Annotated in this window: 22 protein-coding genes and 3 rRNA genes; 10 read left to right on the top strand and 15 right to left on the bottom strand. The window is 46.7% G+C overall.

The window, feature by feature from the left end:
- Nucleotides 1-128: 128 nt before the first annotated feature.
- From ACR6HW_RS13420 to mgtE, 3 genes are all read left to right on the top strand, one after another.
- Complete coding sequence (locus ACR6HW_RS13420) at nt 129-419, top strand: hypothetical protein (protein WP_455728232.1); 291 nt, start codon at nt 129-131, stop codon at nt 417-419.
- 175 nt (nt 420-594) lie between these two features.
- On the top strand, nt 595-2,328 hold the full coding sequence (locus tag ACR6HW_RS13415; protein WP_455728231.1) for an EAL domain-containing protein: 1,734 nt from the start codon (nt 595-597) through the stop codon (nt 2,326-2,328).
- A gap of 12 nt (nt 2,329-2,340) precedes the next feature.
- The gene (gene mgtE, locus ACR6HW_RS13410) at nt 2,341-3,657 is read left to right on the top strand and encodes a magnesium transporter (protein ID WP_455728230.1); all 1,317 of its coding nucleotides are present in this window, start codon (nt 2,341-2,343) and stop codon (nt 3,655-3,657) included.
- Nucleotides 3,658-3,710: 53 nt separating this feature from the next.
- Here the strand turns inward: mgtE and ACR6HW_RS13405 are convergent, their stop codons facing one another.
- From ACR6HW_RS13405 to ACR6HW_RS13360, 10 genes are all read right to left on the bottom strand, one after another.
- Complete coding sequence (locus ACR6HW_RS13405) at nt 3,711-6,233, bottom strand: diguanylate cyclase (RefSeq protein WP_455728229.1); 2,523 nt, start codon at nt 6,231-6,233, stop codon at nt 3,711-3,713.
- A 54-nt stretch (nt 6,234-6,287) separates the two neighbouring features.
- Nucleotides 6,288-7,949, bottom strand: coding sequence for a SulP family inorganic anion transporter (locus tag ACR6HW_RS13400; protein ID WP_455728228.1), 1,662 nt, complete (start codon nt 7,947-7,949; stop codon nt 6,288-6,290).
- Nucleotides 7,946-8,611 carry a M48 family metallopeptidase gene (locus ACR6HW_RS13395; RefSeq protein ID WP_455728227.1) on the bottom strand — a complete coding sequence of 222 codons (666 nt, stop codon included), beginning with the start codon at nt 8,609-8,611 and terminating at the stop codon, nt 7,946-7,948. The genes ACR6HW_RS13400 and ACR6HW_RS13395 overlap by 4 nt, the downstream gene beginning before the upstream one ends.
- A 91-nt stretch (nt 8,612-8,702) precedes the next feature.
- Nucleotides 8,703-10,169, bottom strand: coding sequence for a methyl-accepting chemotaxis protein (locus ACR6HW_RS13390; RefSeq protein ID WP_455728226.1), 1,467 nt, complete (start codon nt 10,167-10,169; stop codon nt 8,703-8,705).
- Nucleotides 10,170-10,245: 76 nt separating this feature from the next.
- Nucleotides 10,246-11,124 carry an aldose 1-epimerase family protein gene (locus ACR6HW_RS13385; protein WP_455728225.1) on the bottom strand — a complete coding sequence of 293 codons (879 nt, stop codon included), beginning with the start codon at nt 11,122-11,124 and terminating at the stop codon, nt 10,246-10,248.
- Between the two features lies 1 nt (nt 11,125).
- Nucleotides 11,126-11,305: a hypothetical protein gene (locus tag ACR6HW_RS13380; RefSeq protein ID WP_455728224.1), complete on the bottom strand. Its 180-nt coding sequence runs from the start codon at nt 11,303-11,305 to the stop codon at nt 11,126-11,128.
- Nucleotides 11,306-11,348: 43 nt separating this feature from the next.
- On the bottom strand, nt 11,349-11,654 hold the full coding sequence (locus ACR6HW_RS13375) for a class II D-tagatose-bisphosphate aldolase non-catalytic subunit (RefSeq protein ID WP_455728223.1): 306 nt from the start codon (nt 11,652-11,654) through the stop codon (nt 11,349-11,351).
- Nucleotides 11,655-11,669: 15 nt separating this feature from the next.
- A complete protein-coding gene (locus ACR6HW_RS13370) occupies nt 11,670-11,789 on the bottom strand; it encodes a hypothetical protein (RefSeq protein ID WP_455728222.1) in 120 nt (39 codons plus the stop codon).
- The gene (locus tag ACR6HW_RS13365) at nt 11,786-11,992 is read right to left on the bottom strand and encodes a beta/alpha barrel domain-containing protein (RefSeq protein WP_455730920.1); all 207 of its coding nucleotides are present in this window, start codon (nt 11,990-11,992) and stop codon (nt 11,786-11,788) included. The genes ACR6HW_RS13370 and ACR6HW_RS13365 overlap by 4 nt, the downstream gene beginning before the upstream one ends.
- Before the next feature lie 11 nt (nt 11,993-12,003).
- Complete coding sequence (locus ACR6HW_RS13360; protein WP_455728221.1) at nt 12,004-12,732, bottom strand: GntR family transcriptional regulator; 729 nt, start codon at nt 12,730-12,732, stop codon at nt 12,004-12,006.
- Between the two features lie 470 nt (nt 12,733-13,202).
- Here ACR6HW_RS13360 and ACR6HW_RS13355 point away from each other — a divergent pair, with 470 nt between their 5' ends.
- The 7 genes from ACR6HW_RS13355 to ACR6HW_RS13325 all read left to right on the top strand — a co-directional run bounded on the left by ACR6HW_RS13355 (nt 13,203) and on the right by ACR6HW_RS13325 (nt 17,703).
- Complete coding sequence (locus ACR6HW_RS13355; RefSeq protein WP_455728220.1) at nt 13,203-13,328, top strand: phosphoheptose isomerase family protein; 126 nt, start codon at nt 13,203-13,205, stop codon at nt 13,326-13,328.
- Nucleotides 13,329-13,506: 178 nt separating this feature from the next.
- Complete coding sequence (locus tag ACR6HW_RS13350; protein WP_455728219.1) at nt 13,507-13,785, top strand: hypothetical protein; 279 nt, start codon at nt 13,507-13,509, stop codon at nt 13,783-13,785.
- Nucleotides 13,786-14,440: 655 nt separating this feature from the next.
- Entirely contained in the window at nt 14,441-14,644 is a 204-nt protein-coding gene (gene thiS, locus ACR6HW_RS13345; protein WP_455728218.1) for a sulfur carrier protein ThiS, read from the top strand.
- Nucleotides 14,645-14,646: 2 nt separating this feature from the next.
- Nucleotides 14,647-15,258 carry a sulfur carrier protein ThiS adenylyltransferase ThiF gene (thiF, locus tag ACR6HW_RS13340; RefSeq protein WP_455728217.1) on the top strand — a complete coding sequence of 204 codons (612 nt, stop codon included), beginning with the start codon at nt 14,647-14,649 and terminating at the stop codon, nt 15,256-15,258.
- Nucleotides 15,255-16,040 (top strand): thiazole synthase, encoded by a 786-nt coding sequence (locus ACR6HW_RS13335; RefSeq protein WP_455728216.1) that lies wholly within the window; start codon nt 15,255-15,257, stop codon nt 16,038-16,040. Before thiF ends, ACR6HW_RS13335 begins: the two co-directional genes overlap by 4 nt.
- Nucleotides 16,033-17,139 (top strand): 2-iminoacetate synthase ThiH, encoded by a 1,107-nt coding sequence (gene thiH / locus ACR6HW_RS13330; RefSeq protein WP_455728215.1) that lies wholly within the window; start codon nt 16,033-16,035, stop codon nt 17,137-17,139. The genes ACR6HW_RS13335 and thiH overlap by 8 nt, the downstream gene beginning before the upstream one ends.
- Nucleotides 17,140-17,151: 12 nt before the next feature.
- Nucleotides 17,152-17,703: a thiamine phosphate synthase gene (locus ACR6HW_RS13325; RefSeq protein ID WP_455728214.1), complete on the top strand. Its 552-nt coding sequence runs from the start codon at nt 17,152-17,154 to the stop codon at nt 17,701-17,703.
- 27 nt (nt 17,704-17,730) lie between these two features.
- Here ACR6HW_RS13325 and ACR6HW_RS13320 read toward each other — a convergent pair whose 3' ends face one another.
- The 5 genes from ACR6HW_RS13320 to ACR6HW_RS13300 all read right to left on the bottom strand — a co-directional run bounded on the left by ACR6HW_RS13320 (nt 17,731) and on the right by ACR6HW_RS13300 (nt 24,791).
- Nucleotides 17,731-18,897, bottom strand: a complete 1,167-nt coding sequence (locus ACR6HW_RS13320) for a GGDEF domain-containing protein (protein ID WP_455728213.1) — start codon at nt 18,895-18,897, stop codon at nt 17,731-17,733.
- A 170-nt stretch (nt 18,898-19,067) separates the two neighbouring features.
- Nucleotides 19,068-19,793: an MBL fold metallo-hydrolase gene (locus tag ACR6HW_RS13315; RefSeq protein WP_455728212.1), complete on the bottom strand. Its 726-nt coding sequence runs from the start codon at nt 19,791-19,793 to the stop codon at nt 19,068-19,070.
- 67 nt (nt 19,794-19,860) lie between these two features.
- Nucleotides 19,861-19,977 (bottom strand): 5S ribosomal RNA (rrf, locus tag ACR6HW_RS13310).
- A gap of 80 nt (nt 19,978-20,057) precedes the next feature.
- Nucleotides 20,058-22,972 (bottom strand): 23S ribosomal RNA (locus ACR6HW_RS13305).
- A gap of 289 nt (nt 22,973-23,261) precedes the next feature.
- A 16S ribosomal RNA gene (locus ACR6HW_RS13300) occupies nt 23,262-24,791 on the bottom strand.
- The 16S, 23S and 5S rRNA genes sit together here, the layout of an rRNA operon.
- Between the last annotated feature and the right edge of the window lie 51 nt (nt 24,792-24,842).

The following is a 24,842-nucleotide window of genomic DNA, read 5'->3' as shown; positions in this document are numbered from 1 at the left end:
CATACAACACTCCCCCTTTCATTGCTCAAGTTAATTGAAGAAGATCTGCCTGTTGAAGAAGCACTGATACTTCTAAGTACTTATCGAGGATTTGACGAAAAATCGACGTAGAAGCTCTTGACAACTACATGACAAATACAATTCGATTCCTCATGGCCAAATCTTACTACGCCCTCGATTCGTACAAAAAATCTGCGGAATTGCTCATTGCAGTGGAAGACATTTCAGCGTATGATATGAATGATTACGTTAAACAATCAGTACGTTCTCAACAACTACTCAACGCCCTAGAGAGAAATGCTTCAATGCGTCTCATCCGCTACCCCAAAACGCCCCTTAGGGTGCTCGTAGCTTTTTTAGTGCTTTTCTCACTAACACTTGTCGTTATCGGCTGTGCAAGAACCTGTCCAGTGGATTGAAGCACTGATGGTTTTTTAGCGAAAATCATATCACCGTTAGCGTTGATCTATTGACGACATGGACTGAGGATTTCGATAGAGACTTTCAGCTCTGCGACACCTTGCTCTACAAAGCAAAAGTCAATGGTCGCAACCAATTTTATTACCAATAATCCCGTTACGAAAAGGAGTTGCCATGTTTAAACGACAAATCGAATTGATTCGAAAAAATCCCAAAAAGTATTTAAGGGAACACCTTCTCCTCTTTGAAGATGCGCTGGATTCGGTTTCGACTGACAACCTGTTATTTCTTATGCTCTCCAGTGCCAACTACGAGTCCGTTTACTATTTCGATAAAGTCAAAGCGCAGTTAGAGAGCAAACACGACGAGTTGAGCGACCCACTTCGCGCCTACATCTACTTCTGTGCAGAAGGGATTATGTCGAGGAGCATTATGCAACCGACTAATGCACTTAGAAGCTTCGTCAACGCATACGATCGAGCACTTCTATTAGACGACCCTGCACTTATTGCACGGTCTCTTGTTCATCTAAGTACCTCGTTTCACCTCATTGAAGACCTGAGTCTATCCATTTCATACGCAACAAAAGCTGTAGAAATGACCCCATATGTGGACAACCCGGCTCTAAAAGGAGACATCTATATGAACTACGGTTTTCTCCTGCACGAACGCCATGAGCTAAAAGCCTGTCTTAACGCTTATCACCACGCCGAAAATTACTATGCCAAGCTGGATGAACGAGATGAGTATCTCAACTACTGCGTTTTACTGGTCAATATCGGCGAAGCCTATTTTCAATCAGAAAACAGTTCGAAAGCCATTTCCTACATAGATACAGCGCTTGAAATTGCAAATAAGCAGGGATTCTTTCCCTTTCTACAAGGCTCTATTAAGATTATCTCAGACTACTACCGTCGAAGCAATCAATTGGACAAAGCCAATGACATTTTAAATATGTACCTGGACAGTCACATTAAAATGACGTTAAATCGTGAGAAGCCTGCTGTTGTAAAGCACACAGGTTCTTTGCTGAAAGAACTTGAAAGCATTCATCATTTGGCTTCTCAAAACACACAGCTTGCAGCGGAACTGGAAAGTTTACACGTCATTTTACAGAGGCGCTCCGACCATACGACATTAAAAGAGGACATTATTCACACCATCGCAGAGGGCTTAAAGTCCAATCAATTCGTCCCCTATGTTCAGGCAAAATGGGATACGAATACGCGAGAAATTATCGGAGGAGAAGTTCTGGCGCGCTGGCATTACTCAGATGCCGACATTCGCACCCCCTACGCCTTTATCGACTATATTGAAGACACGCCCCTTATAGGTAAACTTACCGAGGTGCTCTTAGACGCAACTTTCGAAAGCCTCGGCGACCTGCTCAGCAACCGCCGTCAGTTTAGAATCAGCTTTAACCTCTCAGCGTATCAACTCGTTCACCAAAACATCGTCGGTCTTTTGGAACACCACTGTGTGAAGTACGGCATAAAACCCGATCAAATTGAGCTTGAAATTACTGAGCGCACATTTTTTGAAAACGATAAAAAGGCCATCGAACAACTGCATCACCTTTGGGGAAACGGCTTTCACTTGTCGTTGGATGATTTTGGGTCGGGGTATTCAGCCCTTTCGAGCATTCTCAGTTTGCCTCTCAATACAGTTAAAATCGACCGCAGTCTTATCAAGGACATCGATTCCTTTGAAAAATCGGAAAAACTCTTTATCCACATTGTCGAAATGCTCGGTGATTTGGGGATTGAAACTGTTGCTGAGGGGGTTGAAACTTCACGCCAATTGTCTATAATTAAAAAGACTGCCTGTAGGATTTGTCAAGGGTATCTGGAACAGGCCCCTATGACCACTGAGGATTTCAAACATTACTTTTATCAGCACAGCCAATAAAGGAGTTGACCTATGGTAAACATCATTGAATTCATAAAAAATGCTCCCATCTCTACTATTTTAAGCGAAATCGACGATATTCACCCCGTGGACTTTCTCGAGTCTCTCAGCCATTATGAAGGCGACAAATACGCCATTTTGGAAAAATTACCCGACGATTATATCGCCCTTGTCATCGATACCGCAGAAGACGATGAGAAGTTCGAATTGCTCTCATACTTTTCACAAAAGCGAAAAAAACAAATCATGAACGAAATGTCATCAGACGAGCTCGTCGATTTGCTCGGTTATGTTGAGGAAGACGAAAAAGACGCCTTGATTTCCCAAATGAGCCATGAAGATGCACAGGAAGTTCAAACCCTACTCTCCTATAAGAGCGATACCGCCGGCGGTATTATGGCGACCGAGTTCATTGCCATTCGCGAAACGATGACCATTGCAGATACAATAGAATATTTAAGACAGGTTTCTCCAAACTCAGAGACGCCCTATTACATTTATGTCGTAGACGAAGGCGGGGTTCTAAAAGGTGTGGTTCCTTTGAGAGAAATTATCATCGCAACGCCAGACCGGATTATTTCAGATATTATGAATACGAGCATTATCAGCGTTCCCGACACAATGGACCAAGAGGATGTCGGGATTCTCTTTGAAAAATACGGTTTCATGGCCATGCCGGTAGTCGATGCAACCGGTCGACTCATCGGTATCGTAACTTTTGACGATATCTTTGAAATTATTAAAGAAGAATACACAGAAGATTTGTTCCGCCTCGCCGGATTAGATGAGGAAGAGAAACTGGAAGGGACCATTCGCGGTGCTGTCGCTTCGAGACTGCCCTGGCTAATTGTCAATCTTTTTACCGCTCTTTTAGCCGCCGGCATGGTTTCTCTATTTGAAGGAACCATCTCAAAGATTGTAGCGCTAGCAGCATTTATGCCCATTGTCGCCGGTATGGGCGGCAACGCAGGTACTCAGACGCTCACAATGATTATTCGAGGGATTGCCCTCGGCGAACTCACCTTTGAAAATCAGAAGAGCATCTTAGTAAAGGAAGCTTTTATCGGACTGATTAACGGCTGCTGCCTCGGCTTACTTATCGGTGCACTGGGTGCCTATTGGGAAGGGGATATCGTCTTTGGCATCGTTATCGGATCCGCTATATTCCTCAACCTTATTGTCGCTACGCTTTCAGGGTACTTTGTCCCCCTCAGTCTCAAAAAAATAGGCGTTGACCCTGCACTGGCATCTTCAATTTTTGTCACCACACTTACAGATGTTTTAGGTTTTTTCTTCTTTTTAGGCCTTGCCACTGTATTGCTTTTGTAATTGACTTAGAACTCAAAAAACGCTTTAAAGCCTTTGCTTTAAAGCGTTTTTTCTTATATATCTGAAATCATATCCATGTGTGTGCTCACGATACCGGCGACATAGGGATCAAACTGACTGCCCGCGCCTTTACTCAATTCGACTGCCGCTTCTTCAAAGGTCAACGCCATCTTGTACGGTCGCTCGGAAGTCATCGATTCCAGTGCCTCTAAAACAGAGATAATTCTGGAGAGCAGCGGAATCTTGTTTCCCGATAGATTTCTCGGATACCCCGTGCCATCCCACCACTCGTGATGTGAGAGGACAATCTCAGCAATCGGGGCATAAGCATCTGTGCTTTTGAGCAACTGATACCCTATTTCAGGGTGCTTCATAATCTCTTTAAACTCAAGTGGAGTCAAGGCCGTGTCTTTGTAAAGAACAGCTTCAGAAATGGCGATTTTTCCCACATCATGCAGAAGGATAGCCTGCTCAAGGTCTTCTTCTTCTTGTCTTGATAAACCGAAAAATGTCGCAAGGCGTTCGGCAAAAGCGTGCATTCTCATACAGTGTATCTTCTCATATGTCGCCTTCGCATCAATGGTTTTCAAAATTAGAGCGATGGTCTCATTGCGCATTTTTTGACTTTCATAGACTTTTTTAGCGTACATTAAATCTTCCGCTTCTCGTAGAACAAACTCCAGCATCTGCTCTTCATGGTCTAGCGTCGCCACGCCAATAGAGGCGGAAAGCACAATTAAATCGTGCTTCATCTGACCGATGGCATCGTAGATGCGATCAGAAACTTTGAGCGCCTCAGACTTAGGTGTTTCCTTCAGAATGACGACGAACTCATCGCCGCCTACTCTAGCAATAATATCTGAAGGTCGACAGATGGTGGTCAAAATCTTAGCAAAACTCTTTAAAAGCAAGTCCCCTTTGACGTGTCCAAAGGCATCGTTCGTTAGTTTTAAGCCGTTGACATCCATCATCAAAACACTTAAAGGTAAAGCGGTTTCATAATCAATCGACGCTAAGAGTTCTTCATAATAGCGTCTGTTGTAAAGCCCCGTCAGCTGGTCGTGGTAACTGAGGTACGTAATACGCTGTTGATGTTCTTTTTGGTGTGTAATATCTCGAACGATTGCCAACACCTCGTTGTTGACACTTGGTACCATACGCATCTCAAAATAGTACTTACCCGTCGGGAATACCAAAGCATACTCGAAAGTTTCTAATACACCGCCTTCTTCTACTTTCTTGATTGCCTTTTCGCCCATTTTGGCAACGTCCTTCGGGAGTACTTCGTCAAAGTGCTTGCCAATAAAAAAGTCCTTTTCAGCAATGAGGCGCCGTTCATCCCCCACTTGACAATCGATAAAGCGGCAGTTGTAATCCAGTCTAAACAAAATATCCGGCAATGCGTTGATTATAGCGGCATTGCGCATTTCACTCTGGACCAAATTCTCGTGATTGGCACGCAACTCCTTTTCGACCGACGTCAAATGTGCCAGCATTTCTTCGAGACGACTGTTAGAGGCTTGAAGTGCCTCGGCAGACTGCTCAGACTTCTCAATAAGCGCATTGATCGTTTCTTTTAAATCGCCGTAAATTTCGCCTTCTGTATGCTCGAGACGATAACCTAGCAAGTTGTCCACAGGGATTGCTTTGACCTCTCTAGAGATGGCCAAGACCGGTTTGAAAATCAAGCTTGTCATTCGGTAAGCAAACACAACTGTCATTAAAATGAGGATGAGTACTGCGCTGCCCCCTATCAGCCCTAGCTGTTCATAGTAGTTCACTGTATCGCTTTCAGGTATAAAGACATAGGCACGCAAGTTGCTATGCGGCAACAGACGGTCGCTCATATACCCTCGATGGCCCAACATCTTGGATTTGTAGACATCGTCATTTTGAAAATTTGTAAACTGGACAATATCGCTAATCATCGGCGGTTCAGTTTCTCCAGAAGTGTCCAACATGGGATGTGCTAAAACGCGATTTTCCTCATCGACAATAAAGACTAGGCCGTTTTCAGACGGCTTGATGTCGATGATAATCTCTAAAAGATTGCTAATGTCTACATCGCCCCCGACGACGCCCACGACCTCGTCGCCCTTGTTGTAAACAGGCTTTGCAATGGTCAATATCCAATTTTCACGACTGGCATTTAAAAAAGCGTCTGTGTAAATCAAAGCGCCTTCTGCCTTTGCTTTTATATACCACGGGCGCACCCGCGCATCAAAAGTCGGTGGTGGTATCCAGCCACTGCCGTTCACCATTTCATTGTCTTCGGTGGCGTAGTAAACCGACGAAAAAAAAGGGTGGTTTTCTAAGAGTTCCTCCATAAAGGACAGCAATGGTGCCGCGCCCTCAGACGTTTCGACGAGAAGTGCAACGCTTTCAACAATCTGTTCGTACTCTGAGAAGTACGCATTTACAGAGAACTCAACGTGTTCTTCCTCCACGTTTAAAATGCGTACCATCTCTTTTTCGAGTACCCGGTTAAAATAAACCATTTGTAGCGTCATACCAAGCGCTATGAGTACGACTAGCACAATGCCTACTCCGTAAAATTTTCTGATAATCTTTATCATAGCGCCCTCCTCTGCGGTAAATCTCCTTATAATTATACCTTTCTACAAGAAGGGTTAATCATTTATTCCCGCTGTTCTTTCCAGAGCTGTTTCAAACTTTTCATAAAAATGCTCTTTGCCGATGGCCTCAATGAGACCGGCTTTTTCAAAACTTGTATACGGTTGAGGTTGAATACCCGTAACAAGCAACTGAATTCCTTTGTTTTTACACAGAGTAATAAAGCGCTTCATACTGTGAATAGCCGTTGCATCGACACAAGGCACATTGCGCAGTCTTAAAATAATAACCTCTGTTTCAGAATCGATACTGTTCAACACTTCTAAGAACTTGTCGGCCACGCCAAAGAACATCGGACCGTTGATTTCATACATCTGGACACCTGTGGGGAGGGCATTCATTACCTCGACATCAAAAGCCGGCGTAAAGTGTTCGGCCTCTTCAGCAGTGTCTCTAGTCATTTCGCGAACACAGGATTCTTCTGCCATGCGCTTCATAAAAAGCATAGCCGCAAGCACCATCCCCACTTCAATGGCGACGACCAGATCGACGAACACTGTAATGAGAAAAGTGGCTGTCAAAACCAGTATATCGGATTTCGGAGACTTCATAAGCGCCGCGCATTCACGCCACTCACTCATATTGTAAGCGACCACCATCAGTACGGCTGCAAGCGCCGTAAGCGGAATCATTTGCGCCAACGGCATAAACAAAAGCATAATTAAAAGGAGCACCACGGCGTGAATCATTCCGGCCACAGGCGTTCGTCCACCGCTTTTGATATTGGTTACCGTCCGTGCAATTGCACCGGTTGCCGGAATGCCGCCAAAAAGTCCCGAGGCCATATTGGCCACACCTTGTGCCATTAACTCTGTATTCGAACGGTGTTTGCCGCCGATCATGCCGTCGGCAACAACTGCTGACAGCAGCGATTCCACAGCACCTAAAACGGCAATCGTCATCGCAGGCGCCAGCAATGCCGACATCTTTTCCATGCTAAAAGCAGGCAACTGTGGTGCCGGCAAACTCTTAGAAAGCTCGCCGAATTTACCGCCGATGGTCATAATATCTAATGCAAAGAGTTGTGTTATCGCCGTCGCCACAATGAGCGCGACAAGAGTTCCCGGTATTTTGAGCTTTGTCTTAGGCCAAAAGACAATAATGGCCAAAGCCACTGCACCAATAGCAACTGTCGGCCAGTGAATTGCGCTGACATGCGCTGCATAGAGCTGCCATTTGTCGAGAAAAGCCGCCGGCACATCGGTGAGGTTCATGCCGAAAAAATCGTTAATTTGAGATGAAAAAATGGTCACGGCAATGCCGGCTGTAAAACCGGTCGTTATCGTATGCGGTATAAATTTTATGACACTGCCCAGCTTGAACAGCCCCATTAAAAACATAAAGAAGCCCCCCATTACCGTCGCCATAATCAAACCGTCCACACCGTGCGTCATCACGATGCCGTAGACAATGACCATAAACGCACCTGTCGGCCCGCCGATTTGAACGCGACTGCCTCCTAATAACGAAATTAAAAATCCGGCAATTATCGCCGTGTGTAGCCCCTTTTCAGGCGATACCCCTGAAGCGATGGCCAGTGCAATAGACAGTGGCAACGCAACTATCGCCACAATGAGACCCGCCGTGAGATCTTTTAGAAACTGTGCTTTATCATAAGTCTTGAGCGTTGTCAGCAGTTTTGGTTTAAAGTGGTTCATATTAGTACCCCCGCGTGTTTTTTTAGCCAATGTCTATGGGATTTCCAATTGGGGACATGGTGTTCCACAAGGTTCCAAAAATCTGCCGAATGGTTCATGTGAACCAAATGGCACAACTCGTGCACCACGATATACAGCGCAACTTCTCGCGGCACCATTGCCAACCTCAAATTAAAATTGAGATTTTGCTTAGAAGAACAACTTCCCCAACGCGTCTTTTGATTCTTCACCCGAATGCGTTTCGGCTCAACGCCTACAGCGGCTGCGCAACGTGGCAAATCCGCTTTTAAAAACGCCTGTGTCTCCTCTTTGTAAAAATTCAATAGAACCGTCGTCAAGCCCAATTGGCCATCGCTGTGAACCCATAGCACGTGTTTCTCCTCGTCCACCGTCACTTCCGGTACCAAACGCGATGTCCCTTCACAGACGCGGTATGCCGTCCCCCAGTAGTACGCCGTATCACCACCGTAAAAAATAGAACGAGACTGTCGCCGACCTTCCAACCACCGGTTGATTTTATCAGCATTCTTTTCGACGATTTTTAAAACCTGTTCTTCTGTTAAATACGACGGTGCCTGCACCTTTAAAGCACCTTCTTCAGTTAACCTAAACGATACAGTTTTTCTCTTAGAGTAAACAATTTTAATAGGGCTGTTGATCATCTGCCGCCCTCCTTCAACTATTAGCGCCTTATATTGTAACACAAAAGCACCCCGACGGGTGCTTTTATAACATATGTTTAAAATGATTTGTTTATTGAACACTTTCTGCGAGGACTTTCCCTATAACTGCAATTTGATCGACTTCGTTTTTAATGGCCTCTGATGTCGCCGTCTGCGTTTCAACACGAGCCGAAATTTCCTGAAAGTGTGCAGCATTTTCTTCTAGCAACGCCGCTATATTGGTAACGGCATCGTCGATACTCGTAAACTCTTTGGATACGGCTGTAACAAACGCCGCTTCTTGCGACATATAGCCCTCGACTTCTCCCAGAATAGAAGCCACGGACTCAAAGCGTGTATTGAGCATGACCATTGCCTCTTCCATGCTGCGCATGGCCAGTCTCCCCTCTTCAGAATGTGCGATAGCTTCTTTGGAAGCTTCGCCCAACTCGCCGACGATGTCCCCGATTTTACCGGCGAACGCATCGCTCTCCACTGAGAGCTTTCGGATTTCTTCAGCAACGACTGCAAATCCTCTCCCGTGTTCACCTGCTCGCGCTGCCTCAATAGAAGCATTGAGCGCCAAGAGATTCGTCTGCTCTGCAATGCGTCGAATCCCCTCTAAAGAAGCGTCGATTTGCTGCATTTGCTCTGCCAGTGTACGAACAGTGCCCATAGAATTGTCCACCGATAGATGCGTCGTCTCAATGCTGGTTTTCATGTGTCCCATTGAAAGACTGCTGGTTTTAAAATCATCTTTTAAAGTCTCGAAAACTGCCGTCAACTTTTGCATGATGTCGTATGTGGCCCCGACATTTTGAGACGATTTTTGAGTGCTCTCATTGACGCCAGAAACAGTTATTGCCGCATCGTCGACACTTTTGGAAAGTTCCTGTATGGCGCAATTAATCGCCTCTGTATTGCGCTGATTCTCAGCCATCATGTCCGCGCAATTACGGGATGTGTTTTCGAGTTCCGTTGTCGACGTCTCAACTTTATCAAAAGTGTATTGAAGCTGCTCCAAGTTCTGAGCGTTTTCTCTCGCAGATGCCTCGACACTTTTAAGGGTCTCCTCTCCCCACTTTGTCAGCAGGTAGAGCACCGCCCAAATGGTAAATACGGCGCCGATTCTAGGTATAAACTCTCCCAGTCCCATACCGTCATCCAATATGAGCTGCGGGTCGATAACAAAACATGCCACCAAGACGCCGATGAGCCCCATGCCGAAGTATAGCGATTTTTTCTTGTTGAAATAAAGTGCCTGCATCCCAAACGCCACCATGTAGACATTGAACATTCTGGAGACGCCACCGCTAACTGCGGAAAGGCCCAACGCCGCTAAAAATGGAAATGCCACAATAATCTGCCCTTTGATATGCAAATTAATCGGTAAAAAATAAAGTCCCGTGGCGACCAAAGATGTGGCACCTGCTGCAACAAATGCTTTAATGCCGTAACTCGAACCACTGCTTATCCATGCTGTCATCGGTAAAACAATCGAAAACACCCACAGTATAATCAAGTTCGTCCGGACGGCTCTTTTAAGATCGTAACGCATAACCCCTCCTCTATTATGTCTGTATACGTGTAAAGCCACTGCTATTATACCATACAGAGGAAAACGGGGAACGGGTCTATTTAAAAAATTCGAGACAATAGACATGTTTTTTTGAAGCATTGGGTTCAAGACACTGCATCCCTTTTTTATGCTCTATGTTTTGATCGGTATCTTCAAAATCTGCAATCCCCCACCACGGCTCAAGACAGACAAAGGGGCCTTTGTCACTCCAAATGCCCAAGTAAGGTGCCGCTTCCATTGTGAGTGCCACCCCGTGTCCTGCATTGCCTGAGTGTAAAGTGACTGTCTTTGAGTGAATATCGTCGAGTATAATCGCGTCTTGCTCAAAAACTTCCGGCGTCAATGTAAAATGCAAATGTCCATCAGAGGTAATCCTATGTTCGTTGATTCGACGCCTCTGTGTGGCAATCAAACCGTTTTCCAAATTCACGTTATAGGTGGTTAAGCGCTCCATTTCTTCAAAGACGACATCGCAGGGATAGGTCACATTGAAACCGGGATGTCCCCCTAAACCATAGTACATATCCAGTGCACCGATGTTCTGTACATCGTGCGAAACCGTCAGTGTACGCCCCTCCAGTCGGTAGCATACTTCCAGCGAAAAATCGAACGGATAATTCTTTTTAGTCGCCTCATTGGACGTCAGCCGCATTTTAACGGCGGTTTCATCGTGTTCTAGACAGTCAAAAGGCAAATCCCTAGCGAACCCGTGTTGTGACAAAGTATAGGTCTGATGCCTGTAACTGTAAGTTTTTTCTTTAAGTGCACCGACAATCGGGAATAGAATTGGGGCCTTTCTCCGCCAGTAAGGCGGGGTGCCTTGCCATATGTACTCATACCCCATCTCTTTATCCCAAACGGATTCCAGCTGAGCGCCATGACGCGCTACAGCTATTTTTAAAAACTCATTTTCCACAGTAAACACTGGACTCATCTTATACCACCTCATCTGTATACCCTTTAATTTCATTCAACAAATGCAATTGTGACGCTTCGACATAAGGCACCAAACACGTTTGCACATGCGCCATAACCAGTTCACGTGCACGTATGAGAATTGCCCCCACTTTTATTTTAGCATATTCCAGCGGCATATACTGACTGAAAATAGGCATCGGTATACGCGTTGAGTGTCGATCGATGTTGTAAAAGAGCTTCTTAACCGCCTATTCCACCTGCGGATGCAATCGAAATAACTGAATTTTTGGGCCACGGCAATTTCCACGTCGCTCCCCGTGTAGTTGCGCGACCAGTGCGTTGGCTCCTTTTGCATAATTTTTTAATAACATGTGTCAAATGCGACTGTGAGTGACGCTCTAAAATCAGTTCGCGTTCGATGGCCTCCAAAGCAAACAAGGCTTCTCTCAATGCAAAGGTCAGTGCCGGCACCTCGCTACCGACGACAGGCGTCCTCCCAAACGGCGTATATTCCCACTGGAACTGCTTGTTTTTGTCCTCGGACAATGCGTTTTAAAATATTCATGTGCTCTTCTCCTCTTTGGCGTATTGAAAATACTGTATGGGGTCCGTCGCCTCGGGATACTCGGCCAAGTAATGTCTAAGGCCACGAGCAAATGCATATTTCAGTTCTGTTGTCACATTGACCTTGCAGACGCCTCGCTGTATGCACGCCTTGACCACCTCGTTAGAAAGCCACTGGCACCATGCAACACCAGTGGTACCGCTACTTCCCAAACCACTTGCAAAGTTTCTAAGTTGTGAATGTTAAACGCTGGAATAGCATACCCCTGAAGCTGTGCCTCCAACAAGTGTGCCTTTGCTGATTTCCCTACCGGTTTCATCGGACTCCCCCTTATTTTTTGAGCACGACGCGGTACTTGATGCAGTCACCTCGCGTAATGCTCTCCGTATATTCTACGAGCAATGTGCCCGCATAAGCCCACCGGCTGATGCGCAAGCTGGGCGTTCCTGTATCTGTTCCGAGCAACGCAGATTCTCGCTCGTCAGTGAGTACAGGAGAAAAGCTTTCTTCTGCATGCGTCAACACCAGGCCGTAAGTTGACTCAAGCAACGTATAAAGCGGTTGCGTTTCCAAAGCCTCTTGTGTCAATGATTTAAAATACACTTCTGGTAGATAAGTCGTTTCGAGCATCATCGGTTCGCCATTGGCCAGCCTTAGGCGCTCAAATCGGATAACAGGTGCCTTTTCTGAGACGCCAATCTTACTCGACAGGTGTTTGTCGGCTTGTATAATGTGATACTGCAATACCCTCGACGACGGGACTTTCCCCTGATGTTTCATCTCTTCGGTAAAGCTGTAAAAAGTCGACAGGTTTTGAGTCATCTTGTGGTCGCTGACAAAGGTGCCCTTGCCGTGTACACTTTCAATATACCCTTCGCGTTCAAGTGCCTGTATTGCTTGCCGCACAGTCGATCGACTCACGTCGTAGTACGCACACATTTCACGCTCAGACATCAATTGCGCCCCAGTAAGCAAGGTTTTGTTTTCAATTTTCTCTATGATGGCGTCCATTAATTGCGCATACAACGGGACACGGCTTCTTTTATCTATTTTAGTCATTTCTACACGCTCCTTCAAAACTGGTAATAACCAGTTTCGTTTATCATAACTAAATTTTTCCGAATTGTCAATTTGCATCGACTAGTCTGACGACTTGTGAATCACTTGCACGTTCCGGTAACAGCCCTGAAAGCCTCGCAGTCGTGGAACTCGCCAACCAGCTCGTCGACGCTGTCTATCACCTCTTTATAACCTGTAATGTAGAGGGGCTCTCTACAAACAGCATACCCGACACCCGCGTACTTTGGCTTGGCTAATGCCTGATGGCAGCAACAATCGAGGTTTTGCCATGACAAGCGGTCTCACAACAATTTACCTCAGCGCAATCGCTCTCTTTTCACCAGACTTTGTAGCGGCCCCCTATATGGCTACAGCACAGTGCTGTCGTCAGTTGATAGACACTCCCGATTTTATGAATGCTCTAGAGGCGTTTGCCACAGGGCCCTTTAAAAGGTGCGTCTATCTGGGCAGTGGTCGCTACACATGACGCCCCCCTCAGCTTTAGATACGGTCCCAAGACCTTCGTCGTCGTGGCATTGAGCAGCGACGCCTACAGCAATGCGTACGACTTTGACCTCATTAAAGAGTTTAATTAAGACAATCGCGTCGCACAGTTGCTCGTCCTCTCAAACGGCTTAGTTAAGCCTACGGACATCCGTAAGTCGGTACACTGGTTGCGCCTGACCGATTCAAATGTGCCCGACACCCCGTGTCCTTCAGGCGAAGTAAACCGTGTCGTCCAAGGTGTTGTCATCCATATGAGGAGGTACTGTTATGAAAAATGTAAAAGTCGCCGTCGTCGAACCCAATCCGGTCAGACGCGACCAATTTCAGAAAGGTCACCGTCTAAAAGACACCGCTTGCTTTGAACACTGGGACGATTTTTTCGCCATTCCCCTCTCGTGCTCAGGTGGTATCTTTCATCACAGTACCCCTTTTATGGCGTATTTTGACGAAGCCCTCACCAAAGTTGATACGCGGTTAATAAGACATCCAAAGGCCATTGACCCCCTATACGGTGCCATTGAAATTGCCAAAGCGCAAGTAAAATAAAAAACAAAGCGGGAACACTTAACGCCAAAAGTGTTCCCGCTTTGTTTCATTTTCAACCCATTATGTACTTTGATGCAAGCACTCTTTTGATACCATGTCTTCAGTACTTGGGTCAAGGAGCAACGCCAGCTGCTACGATTCAGACTTCACAAAAGTGACACAGTCTTCACAAATATAGCTGTCTTTGAAAGGCACCGTATTGTAAGTAGAATTACAAACTTTACAATTACAGCAGGTGCTCTCTTTTTGCTCGCTTCCTAATACTTCATTCTTTTTACTCATGATACTTCCACCCCTCAGTAATATTACGCACCAATATTTTGTCAATTATTGGTACGTTATATACATAATAGCATTTTGATTTTCAATTGTCAACTAAATTGTTGTTTTTTTTAAATAAAAAGTCCTATACTGAGAATAAAGTCTTATAAAGCGTATCTCTGTAAATTTAATTATCTATTTAAAACAATATTAGCACATAATATGATACCATGTCAAACTTGCAGAGAGTTTACGATTTTCTCTGGCATAGACCTTTACAAAGCATCTTTGATGTGTTAATATTCTAACAGAAGCACAAAAAGGGGGACACCACCGAGGGTGTCAAACTTTTTGTGCTTTTTTTGTTTACAATATTTTTTTTAGGAGGCGCAATATGATGTATTATAGGCTAAATGGGCGTCGCGAAGCCCTTCCGGCTGGGCTGACCATCAAAGCACTCATCGAAAAGCTCGGCTACATCGGCGAGCGTATTGCTCTAGAAATCAACGGCGATGTTCTCCCCTATACAGCCGCTAAAGACAGAACCGTCAACCACGAAGATAAAATTGAAATCGTTTGCTTTGTCGGAGGAGGGTAATCATGTACAAACATACCGAACGCTGTCCAGAGTCCTTAAAATCGCCCCTGCAAAAGGCCCATGTTGCCGTTGCAGGCGCCGGTGGTCTCGGGTCTAATGTCGCAGTGCTTTTGACCCGAGCAGGCATCGGCGCTCTAAGTCTTTTCGACTACGACACCGTTGAGTACAGCAACTTAAACAGACAGCATTATTTTATTCAAGACCTCACACACCCAAAAACAGACGCTTTAAAACGTCACCTGCTCAATATCAATCCAGAACTCGTCGTGCACACCCATCAAGTTAAACTCGATGCCGAAAACGCGCCTGATCTGCTCGGTGCGTTTGATATCGTCGTAGAAGCTTTTGACGGCGCCGAGACGAAAGCGATGCTTATTTCTACTTTGCTCTCTCAATGCCCGAATATGACTATCGTCTCAGGATCCGGAATGGCGGGCACACAAGGGGCAGATACCATCAAAACACAAAGAGTCATGCAACGCCTATGGGTATGTGGCGACATGACGACCGACTACACACCAGCCGTTGGGCTTTTATCGACACGCGTTCAGCTCTGCGCCGCACATCAAGCCCATAAAGTTATTGAACTTATCTCAGGAGGTACTTTACGATGAAACCAAACGACCCTTTTGTATTAGGCGGACAAACATTCCAATCGAGATTCATTCTCGGATCCGGTAAATTCTCAGTAGATATGATGCAGCGCGTTCTCAGCGCCGGCGGTGTGGAAATGGCCACAATAGCTGTCAGACGCGCAGCGCCAGATGCCACTGACGATATTCTCACTGGTATCCCTTCTAATGTCAAACTACTGCCCAACACTTCCGGAGCGCGTACCGCTGACGAAGCACTGCGCATTGCAAAACTCGCCCGCGCACTTGGATGCGGCGATTTTATCAAAATTGAAGTCATTCGCGACAGCCGCTACCTTTTACCGGACAACTACGAAACCCTTAAAGCGGTTGACGCTTTGGCCAATGAAGGCTTTATTCCCCTGCCCTATATGTATCCGGACTTAAACGTGGCGCGGGATATGAAAAATGCGGGGGCGGCTGCTATTATGCCCCTTGGATCGCCTATAGGAACAAACAAAGGCATCTTGACGAAACCCTTTATTCAAATGCTCATAGATGAAATCGACCTGCCGATTATCGTAGACGCCGGCATTGGACGCCCTTCACAAGCATGTGAAGCTATGGAAATGGGCTGTGCTGCGGTGATGGCCAACACCGCAATCGCCACTGCAGAAAACATCCCCCTTATGGCAGAAGCCTTTAGAAACGCCATTGTTGCAGGACGATTGGCCTACATTGCCAAGCTTGGTAGAACCCTAGGACACCGAGCAGAAGCTTCGAGCCCGCTAACCGGATTTTTGGAGGCACTCGACCATGAATAATCTCTACGAAACTTTTAACGATTTAAAAACCGCTCTGCTGCCCTTGCACCATACCTCGGGGGACGTTCTGTCCGCCCTTTCAAAAGAGCGCCTGTCGCCTAAGGACTTTGCCGCACTGTTGTCACCTGCAGCAGAACCCCATCTCGAGCAGATGGCCGGAAAATCAAGAGACCTTAAATCAAAGCATCACGGCAACGCTGTCAACTTATTTACACCATTGTATCTGTCCAATTACTGCGACAACCACTGTCTCTACTGTGGCTTCAGCTGTAAAAATCCAATGGCGCGTACGAAGCTCTCTTTGGAAGAAGCTTCTGAGGAACTCGCCGCTATACGGCGGACAGGGCTGAGAGAAATTCTTCTTTTAACGGGAGAGTCCGTCCGCCACACGCCATTAGAGTACCTCGCCCAAGTTGTGCGAGAAAGTAAGGCTCAGTTTCAATGTGTCGGACTGGAAATCATGCCTTTGGATGTCGACGCCTACGCAAAGCTCCACAAAGCCGGTGCCGATTTTGTCAGCGTTTATCAGGAAACTTACGATGAAAGCTTATACCGCCAAGTTCATCTAAAAGGGCGTAAGCGCGATTTTCGCTACCGATTCGACGCGCAAGAACGTGCACTTACTGCCGGAATGCACGGCGTCGCATTTGGCGCTCTTTTTGGACTTGGAACGCCCTTTGAAGACGCTTTGGCAACGGGACTCCACGCAATGCTGATCCACCAAAAATACCCTTACGCTGAAATCGGTTTTTCAGTGCCGCGTATGCGACCGATCCATAGTTCCGAAGGTTCTGTCGTCGACGTTCAGCCGGTCTCTGAAAGACAGCTGCTGCAAATTATGCTCGCCTATCGTCTTTTTATGCCTTTTTCAACCATCACTTTATCCACAAGGGAACGCGCTTTTTACCGAGACCACGCGTGTCAATGGGTTGTCAACAAACTCTCTGCTGAAGCAAAGGTCGGTGTCGGTGGACATGTCGCACAAGAAAAAAGCGATGTTCAATTTGAAATTGCAGATTCAAGAACGGTTGAAGAAATGGTACACATGTTAGAAGCACAGAACTTGCAGCCCGTTTTTTCGAGTCATATTCACCTGTAAGGGGGCCCTTCGATGTCTTTTATTGTTATTACAGACTTCAAAACCTGTCCGGTTGATGTAGAAACCTATATCAAAGGCGTCTGCCAGATGCAACCGGACGAAATAATCTTAAGGGAGAAGACACTCGACGTCACCGCCTACTGCGCGCTTGCCGAGCAACTATTGTCCAACTGCAAACGTAGCGGCATTCCTTTGCGCTTGCATACACACCTCTCTCTGCTCGACAAACTCGCTCTTAGGCGCGTTCATATGTCCTACGGTCATTTTGTAGACAACATCGGTCAGCGCCCTCATTGTGACATCAGCGTCTCCGTACATAGCGTCGAAGAAGCGCGCTTCGCCTATGAAAACGGCGCCCATCAACTCATTGCTGGTCATATTTTAAAAACCCACTCCAAACCGGGCCTCCCTCCGAGGGGATTTGAATTTTTAAATGCCGTATCCAAGGCGGTCCCCATTCCCGTCTACGGCATCGGTGGGCTCAATTTAAACCATATTAAAAGCGCCCACTCCGTAGGCGCAAAAGGTATTTGTATGCTGTCCGGCGTCTATCCGTACTTGTAAAGATGCCCCTGTGTTACAGGGGCTTTTTTATGAACACTTTTGACAGCACACTTGTGCACCACCACTGTGTTTTGCGCTATAAAGCGCATCGTCGGCACTGACGATTAAATCGTAGGCGTCCCGAGGCTCATATGGCTGTTCAGCGTTTAGATAGACCATACCAAAACTCGATGAAATCTCAATATCTCTATAGCGCAGTGCGTTAATGTGTGTGCATAAATACGACAGTTTATAGCGCATGTCTTCTTCAGATACATTTTGATAGAGCAACAAGAATTCATCGCCGCCAAAACGTGCCAATAAGTCATCAGGCGCTGTATGTTTCAAAATTGCCTCAGCGTAATACTTCAACACTTCATCGCCAATCACATGCCCATGTTTGTCATTTATGGCTTTAAAGGCATCGAGATCCATCATAACGACACCGAGACTAAAAGGCTTTTTCTTGCGTTCTATCAAACTCTTTTGCAGCCGCTCCATAAAGTACGCTCGATTGTAGACCTCCGTCAGCGCGTCTGTCTCTGCCGCTCGTTTTAATGCGGCATCTGTTCGCTCTTTAGTGAGCAATGCCACCCCGACACCTGAGACCATCATATAGGCAAAGAGGCCAATAAAAGCAAATACATGGCCCGGTGTTCCCGTTTGAATATGGTAGTCGGAACCGTAGATGAGCGCCTCGACAACGCGGTATAACATTAAAGTTCCGGCTATGACAAACATACGGCCAATAGACTTTTGAAGTTTAGACTTTTCAGCGGGTTTAAGCAAATAAATACCGGATATCCCCCACAGTACAGCCACTGACAAACTGACAATCACAATCCGTTGTAACGGTACGTCTTTATAAAAGACCCAATAACTGTTCAATACCGCTAGCAGACCGGCGATGGTGTAGTAGATGCTGTGGCGTTGCCTTTTTTGTGGGTATATATGTGCTCTAATCGCCAAAAACTCAAGTGTGGCACCAAAAATCATCCCTGTGTTCCCAGCGACGGCATCAAATCCTTTTGGTAATCCACCAATGCCTTCCCAGCCTAAAAAAAAGAAAAAGTATCCGACGGAGACAACAGCCAAAGAAAAAGTATGTAAACGTATGACGGGATTCGAGAAAGTGGCTTTGCTATATGTAAAAGTCATATAAAGTGTTAGAACCGTCCCTAGAAAATTTAATATGACAACCGTTTTTAAATCCAAAATCTACCTCCTGTTTAAGGTTCTCTATTAATTTTACAATAACTTATTACGAAGTTCAATAATTAGTTCTAAAGTCCTATTTCTTTGTTCTTTTTCTTCAAATAAAAAAGGAACGAAACGCCCATGTTTGAAGTCTTCCCTCGTTACGAACGCTCAGTTCCAGCTGTTTATTATTTATCTAATAAATTGATTATTTCAGTTTTAAAATCGCCTTGATAATGTCCCCCATGATAGCACAGACATTCATTAATCTTCAAAGTCGTCAACTTTTTAAGCGTCTCTTTTGCCGCTAGGGGGTCCATCGCGTATTGGGGATTGGGGATATGTAGATGCCCCTTTGCCAACATTAATGCATCACCAGTGATTAGCAGCGCCTTTTCCGGCAGGTAAATAGACATGTGCCCCGGCATATGCCCTGGAGACATTACACCCATTATACCTCTTTCGTCGTCTATAAATTCCCTGTCTCCAAGTGTCCGCTGCACTTCAACAGGTTCTATACGCTCTAAATACGCCTGAAATTGACGAGCGCCATCTTTTTCGCTCTCCGGTAAAAAATCGTATATCTCTTCTGCTTGCGTCAATCTCAGTGATTTTTCTTCTCCTCGTACATAAGGGGCCTCTACTTCTGAAGTCACCACCTGAATATGTGGGTATTGTGCCAAAATTTCTGCAGCTGCCCCCATATGATCGTGGTCGTGATGCGTGATAAACAGATGCGTGATTTCGTCAAACGTCAAATGTGAGTCGCCCAGTTCCGACTTTAAAGCCTTTAAGTCCCCTGGATGTCCACAGTCAACAAGTACAGTCATTTTATCAGTTTGAACGACTACCGGGTGAATTTTAAGGCGCACCCCCTTGTGGTCGTGATTAATTGACAACTCTATAACTTTCATCAGGTCTCCTCCTATGATTTTTATTTGTAAAAAAACCTCACTCCAATTACGGAATGAGGTCTCAATAAATCAGCAACGTTCTACTCTCCCAGGCAGCTGCCCGCCAAGTACCATCGACGCTGGAGGACTTTACTTCTGTGTTCGGTATGGGAACAGGTGTTGCCCCTCCGCCTTCGTCACTGAATTGCTTAACTATGAAACTGTGAAGGTTAGTACCTTCAAAACTGTATATATAAGAACCGATAAATCCTCTTACTCTAAAGCGTGGTCAAGTCCTCGACCTATTAGTACCTGTCAGCTGAATGCATTGCTGCACTTACACCTCAGGCCTATTACCATATTATCTTCATGGGGTCTTACTCTATTAAAAGATGGGAAATCTCATCTTGAGGGGGGCTTCGCGCTTAGATGCCTTCAGCGCTTATCCCTTCCAAACTTAGCTACTCAGCAGTGCTCTTGGCAGAACAACTGATACACCAGAGGTTTGTCCATCCCGGTCCTCTCGTACTAAGGACAGCTCCTCTCAAATTTCCTACGCCCACAGCAGATAGGGACCGAACTGTCTCACGACGTTCTGAACCCAGCTCGCGTGCCTCTTTAATGGGCGAACAGCCCAACCCTTGGGACCTACTTCAGCCCCAGGATGAGACGAGCCGACATCGAGGTGCCAAACCTCCCCGTCGATGTGGACTCTTGGGGGAGATAAGCCTGTTATCCCCGGGGTAGCTTTTATCCGTTGAGCGATGGCCCTTCCATGCGGTGCCACCGGATCACTAAGCTCGACTTTCGTCCCTGCTCGAGATGTCTCTCTCGCAGTCAAGCTCCCTTTTGCCTTTACACTCTTCGCGCGATTTCCAACCGCGCTGAGGGAACCTTTAGGCGCCTCCGTTACTCTTTAGGAGGCGACCGCCCCAGTCAAACTGCCCACCTGACATTGTCCTAGAACAGGATCACTGTCCATAGTTAGAATAACGGTATACAAAGAGTGGTATCCCAACAGCGACTCCTATAAGACTGGCGTCCTATATTCTTAGTCTCCCACCTATCCTGTACATCATATACCATTATCCAGTGCCAAGCTGCAGTAAAGCTCCACGGGGTCTTTCCGTCTAGCTGCGGGTAACCGGCATCTTTACCGGTACTACAATTTCACCGAGTCCATTGTTGAGACAGCGCCCAAATCGTTACGCCTTTCGTGCGGGTCGGAACTTACCCGACAAGGAATTTCGCTACCTTAGGACCGTTATAGTTACGGCCGCCGTTTACTGGGGCTTCAGTTCTGTGCTTCGCCTAAACTAACACTTCCCCTTAACCTTCCAGCACCGGGCAGGCGTCAGCCCCTATACATCATCTTTCGATTTAGCAGAGACCTGTGTTTTTGGTAAACAGTCGCTTGGGCCTATCCTCTGCGGCCGGATCTAGCTCTAAACCTGATCCGGCACCCCTTCTCCCGAAGTTACGGGGTCATTTTGCCGAGTTCCTTAACAATGGTTTTCTCGCGCGCCTTAGTATTCTCTACTCTCCTACCTGTGTCGGTTTACGGTACAGGCACCTGCTCCCTCGATAGAAACTTTTCTTGACAGTGTGATATCTGCTGCTTCGTTACTTAAGTTCACTCCCCATCACAGCTCATCCTCAGTAGCGCGGATTTGCCTACGCTACAGACTCGCTGCTTGGACATGCTCTTCCATTCGCATGCTCAGCATAACCTCCTGTGTCATTCCTTCTCTCAAACGGGTCTCGGTGGTACAGGAATCTTCACCTGTTGTCCATCGCCTACGACTTTCGTCCTCGGCTTAGGTCCTGACTTACCCTGAGCGGACGAACCTTCCTCAGGAAACCTTAGGTTTTCGGCGGACGGGATTCTCACCCGTCTCTCGTTACTCATGCCAACATTCTCTCTTGTGTGATATCCATAAGTCCTTGCGATCTTACTTCACCTCTCACACAATGCTCCTCTACCAATTGTCTAAACAATTCCATAGCTTCGGTAGCAAGTTTTAGCCCCGGTAATCTTCGGCGCAGGATCACTCGACTAGTGAGCTGTTACGCACTCTTTAAATGAGTGGCTGCTTCTAAGCCAACATCCTAGTTGTCTGTGCAATCCCACATCCTTTTCCACTTAACTTGCATTTTGGGACCTTAGCTGATGGTCTGGGCTCTTTCCCTTTCGACTATGAATCTTATCACACATAGTCTGACTCCTGAGTAAAAGATATCGGTATTCGGAGTTTGATAGTCTTCGGTAGCCGGTGAAAGCCCCTAGGACATTCAGTGCTCTACCCCCGTATCTCTTAACTCAAGGCTAGCCCTAAAGCTATTTCGAGGAGAACCAGCTATCTCCGGGTTCGATTGGAATTTCTCCGCTATCCACATGTCATCCCAACCTTTTTCAACAGATATGGGTTCGGGCCTCCAAGAGGTTTTACCCTCGCTTCACCCTGCACATGGATAGGTCACCCGGTTTCGGGTCTACGCCATACAACTCATTCGCCCTATTCAGACTCGCTTTCGCTGCGGCTCCGCACCTGAAGCGCTTAACCTTGCTGCATAACGTAACTCGTTGGCCCGTTCTACAAAAAGTACATGGTCGTTCTTTAACGAACTTCCACTGCTTGTAAACATAGGGTTTCAGGTTCTTTTTCACTCCCCTCCCGGGGTTCTTTTCACCTTTCCCTCACGGTACTGTGCGCTATCGGTCACCAGGTAGTATTTAGCCTTGGCAGATGGTCCTGCCTGCTTCCCACAAAGTTTCACGTGCTCCGTGGTACTCCGGATCAGTACGTTCGATCTTCCCCTTTCGCCTAAGTGGCTCTCACACGCTTCGGCGGACTTTCCCAAGTCCTTTGGCTAGGGTACCTTCTACTTGATATACTGTCCACACCCCCTCGTCCGAAGACTTGGGTTTGGGCTGTTTCCCGTTCGCTCGCCGCTACTTAGGAAATCACTTTTGTTTTCTCTTCCTTCGGGTACTTAGATGTTTCAGTTCCCCGAGTTCCCTTCCTATGACCTATGAATTCAGTCATGGATACCTAGACATTACTCTAGGTGGGTTCCCCCATTCGGACATCTACGGATCGGCGCTCGCTTGCAGCTCCCCGTAGCTTTTCGCAGCTTACCACGTCCTTCTTCGGCTCCTGGTGCCAAGGCATCCACCCTATGCTCTTAGTAACTTGACCTTACTTTTGAGTTTGAGTTTTTACTTTGGCTTACATTGTTTTTTCAATGCTTGCTTTTTTACTAACTTAATAGTCGGTTCTTTATATATACAGTTTTCAAGGTGCTAATTTACGAAGTTTGCGTCAGCAAAGTTCGCCGGATGCGTCAGCATCCTAAGACGTCAGTCTTGAATTTGCGTGAGGCACTTTCTGAAAGAAAGTGACGAATACTCGTCCAAGATTACATCTTGTTTTGAAAGTTCCTAGAACCCTCAAAATTAAACAGTGTAAATGTCTATTTACTCCTTAGAAAGGAGGTGATCCAGCCGCACCTTCCGATACGGCTACCTTGTTACGACTTCACCCCAGTCATTGATTTCACCTTCGACAGCTCCTTCCTTACGGTTAGGCCACTGGCTTCGGGCGCCCCCAACTTCCGTGGTGTGACGGGCGGTGTGTACAAGACCCGGGAACGCATTCACCGCGACATTCTGATCCGCGATTACTAGTAACTCCAACTTCATGTAGGCGAGTTGCAGCCTACAATCCGAACTGGGATCGGCTTTTTAGGATTCGCTCCAGGTCACCCCTTCGCTGCCCGTTGTACCGACCATTGTAGCACGTGTGTAGCCCAGATCATAAGGGGCATGATGATTTGACGTCATCCCCACCTTCCTCCGTGTTCTCCACGGCAGTCTGTCTAGAGGGTTCAGCTTAACCTGTTAACAACTAAACATAAGGGTTGCGCTCGTTGCGGGACTTAACCCAACATCTCACGACACGAGCTGACGACAACCATGCACCACCTGTCTCCTCTGTCCCGAAGGACATAGCCGGCTAAGGCTACTTCAGAGGGATGTCAAGACCTGGTAAGGTTCTTCGCGTTGCTTCGAATTAAACCACATGCTCCGCTACTTGTGCGGGTCCCCGTCAATTCCTTTGAGTTTCACACTTGCGTGCGTACTCCCCAGGCGGAATACTTATTGCGTTTGCTGCGGCACCGAGCTTTGACACCCGACACCTAGTATTCATCGTTTACGGCGTGGACTACCAGGGTATCTAATCCTGTTCGCTACCCACGCTTTCGTGCATCAGCGTCAGTTACAGTCCAGTAAGTCGCCTTCGCCACTGGTGTTCCTCCTAATATCTACGAATTTCACCTCTACACTAGGAATTCCACTTACCTCTCCTGCACTCAAGCTTAACAGTTCCAAAGGCTTACATTGGTTGAGCCAATGCCTTTCACCCCTGGCTTGCTAAGCCGCCTACGCACCCTTTACGCCCAGTGATTCCGGATAACGCTTGCCCCCTACGTATTACCGCGGCTGCTGGCACGTAGTTAGCCGGGGCTTCCTCCTAAGGTACCGTCATTTTTTTCTTCCCTTAGGACAGAGTTTTACGATCCGAAAACCTTCTTCACTCACACGGCGTTGCTGCATCAGGCTTGCGCCCATTGTGCAATATTCCCCACTGCTGCCTCCCGTAGGAGTCTGGACCGTGTCTCAGTTCCAGTGTGGCCGATCACCCTCTCAGGTCGGCTACTGATCGTCGCCTTGGTAAGCCGTTACCTTACCAACTAGCTAATCAGACGCGGGCCCATCCCATACCGATAAATCTTTGTCGCTCAGAACATGTGTCCCGTGCGAAGTATGAGGTATTAATCACCGTTTCCAGTGGCTATCCCTCTGTATGGGGCAGGTTGCCCACGCGTTACTCACCCGTCCGCCGCTTTCCAAAACTTCATTTGGCCGAAACCGCATTCCATTTCTTCTCGCTCGACTTGCATGTGTTAGGCACGCCGCCAGCGTTCATCCTGAGCCAGGATCAAACTCTTAATTATAATGTTTGACGCCTGTTACCTCAAAACGAGCTAACTGTGTGTGTTGTGTCG

Source organism: Fusibacter sp. JL298sf-3 (assembly GCF_053842995.1).
This window is presented reverse-complemented; position numbering and strand designations above follow the sequence as displayed.

What these genes read in the sequence shown, in the direction of transcription:
- ACR6HW_RS13400 (WP_455728228.1), bottom strand. Translation starts at nt 7,949, where the DNA reads ATGAACCACTTTAAACCAAAACTGCTGACAACGCTCAAGACTTATGAT.
- thiS (WP_455728218.1), top strand. Translation starts at nt 14,441, where the DNA reads ATGATGTATTATAGGCTAAATGGGCGTCGCGAAGCCCTTCCGGCTGGG.
- mgtE (WP_455728230.1), top strand. Translation starts at nt 2,341, where the DNA reads ATGGTAAACATCATTGAATTCATAAAAAATGCTCCCATCTCTACTATT.
- ACR6HW_RS13385 (WP_455728225.1), bottom strand. Translation starts at nt 11,124, where the DNA reads ATGAGTCCAGTGTTTACTGTGGAAAATGAGTTTTTAAAAATAGCTGTA.
- ACR6HW_RS13350 (WP_455728219.1), top strand. Translation starts at nt 13,507, where the DNA reads ATGAAAAATGTAAAAGTCGCCGTCGTCGAACCCAATCCGGTCAGACGC.
- ACR6HW_RS13365 (WP_455730920.1), bottom strand. Translation starts at nt 11,992, where the DNA reads ATGAAACCGGTAGGGAAATCAGCAAAGGCACACTTGTTGGAGGCACAG.
- ACR6HW_RS13380 (WP_455728224.1), bottom strand. Translation starts at nt 11,305, where the DNA reads ATGCCTATTTTCAGTCAGTATATGCCGCTGGAATATGCTAAAATAAAA.
- thiF (WP_455728217.1), top strand. Translation starts at nt 14,647, where the DNA reads ATGTACAAACATACCGAACGCTGTCCAGAGTCCTTAAAATCGCCCCTG.
- ACR6HW_RS13335 (WP_455728216.1), top strand. Translation starts at nt 15,255, where the DNA reads ATGAAACCAAACGACCCTTTTGTATTAGGCGGACAAACATTCCAATCG.
- ACR6HW_RS13415 (WP_455728231.1), top strand. Translation starts at nt 595, where the DNA reads ATGTTTAAACGACAAATCGAATTGATTCGAAAAAATCCCAAAAAGTAT.
- ACR6HW_RS13395 (WP_455728227.1), bottom strand. Translation starts at nt 8,611, where the DNA reads ATGATCAACAGCCCTATTAAAATTGTTTACTCTAAGAGAAAAACTGTA.
- ACR6HW_RS13405 (WP_455728229.1), bottom strand. Translation starts at nt 6,233, where the DNA reads ATGATAAAGATTATCAGAAAATTTTACGGAGTAGGCATTGTGCTAGTC.
- ACR6HW_RS13325 (WP_455728214.1), top strand. Translation starts at nt 17,152, where the DNA reads ATGTCTTTTATTGTTATTACAGACTTCAAAACCTGTCCGGTTGATGTA.
- ACR6HW_RS13390 (WP_455728226.1), bottom strand. Translation starts at nt 10,169, where the DNA reads ATGCGTTACGATCTTAAAAGAGCCGTCCGGACGAACTTGATTATACTG.
- thiH (WP_455728215.1), top strand. Translation starts at nt 16,033, where the DNA reads ATGAATAATCTCTACGAAACTTTTAACGATTTAAAAACCGCTCTGCTG.
- ACR6HW_RS13420 (WP_455728232.1), top strand. Translation starts at nt 129, where the DNA reads ATGACAAATACAATTCGATTCCTCATGGCCAAATCTTACTACGCCCTC.
- ACR6HW_RS13360 (WP_455728221.1), bottom strand. Translation starts at nt 12,732, where the DNA reads ATGACTAAAATAGATAAAAGAAGCCGTGTCCCGTTGTATGCGCAATTA.
- ACR6HW_RS13315 (WP_455728212.1), bottom strand. Translation starts at nt 19,793, where the DNA reads ATGAAAGTTATAGAGTTGTCAATTAATCACGACCACAAGGGGGTGCGC.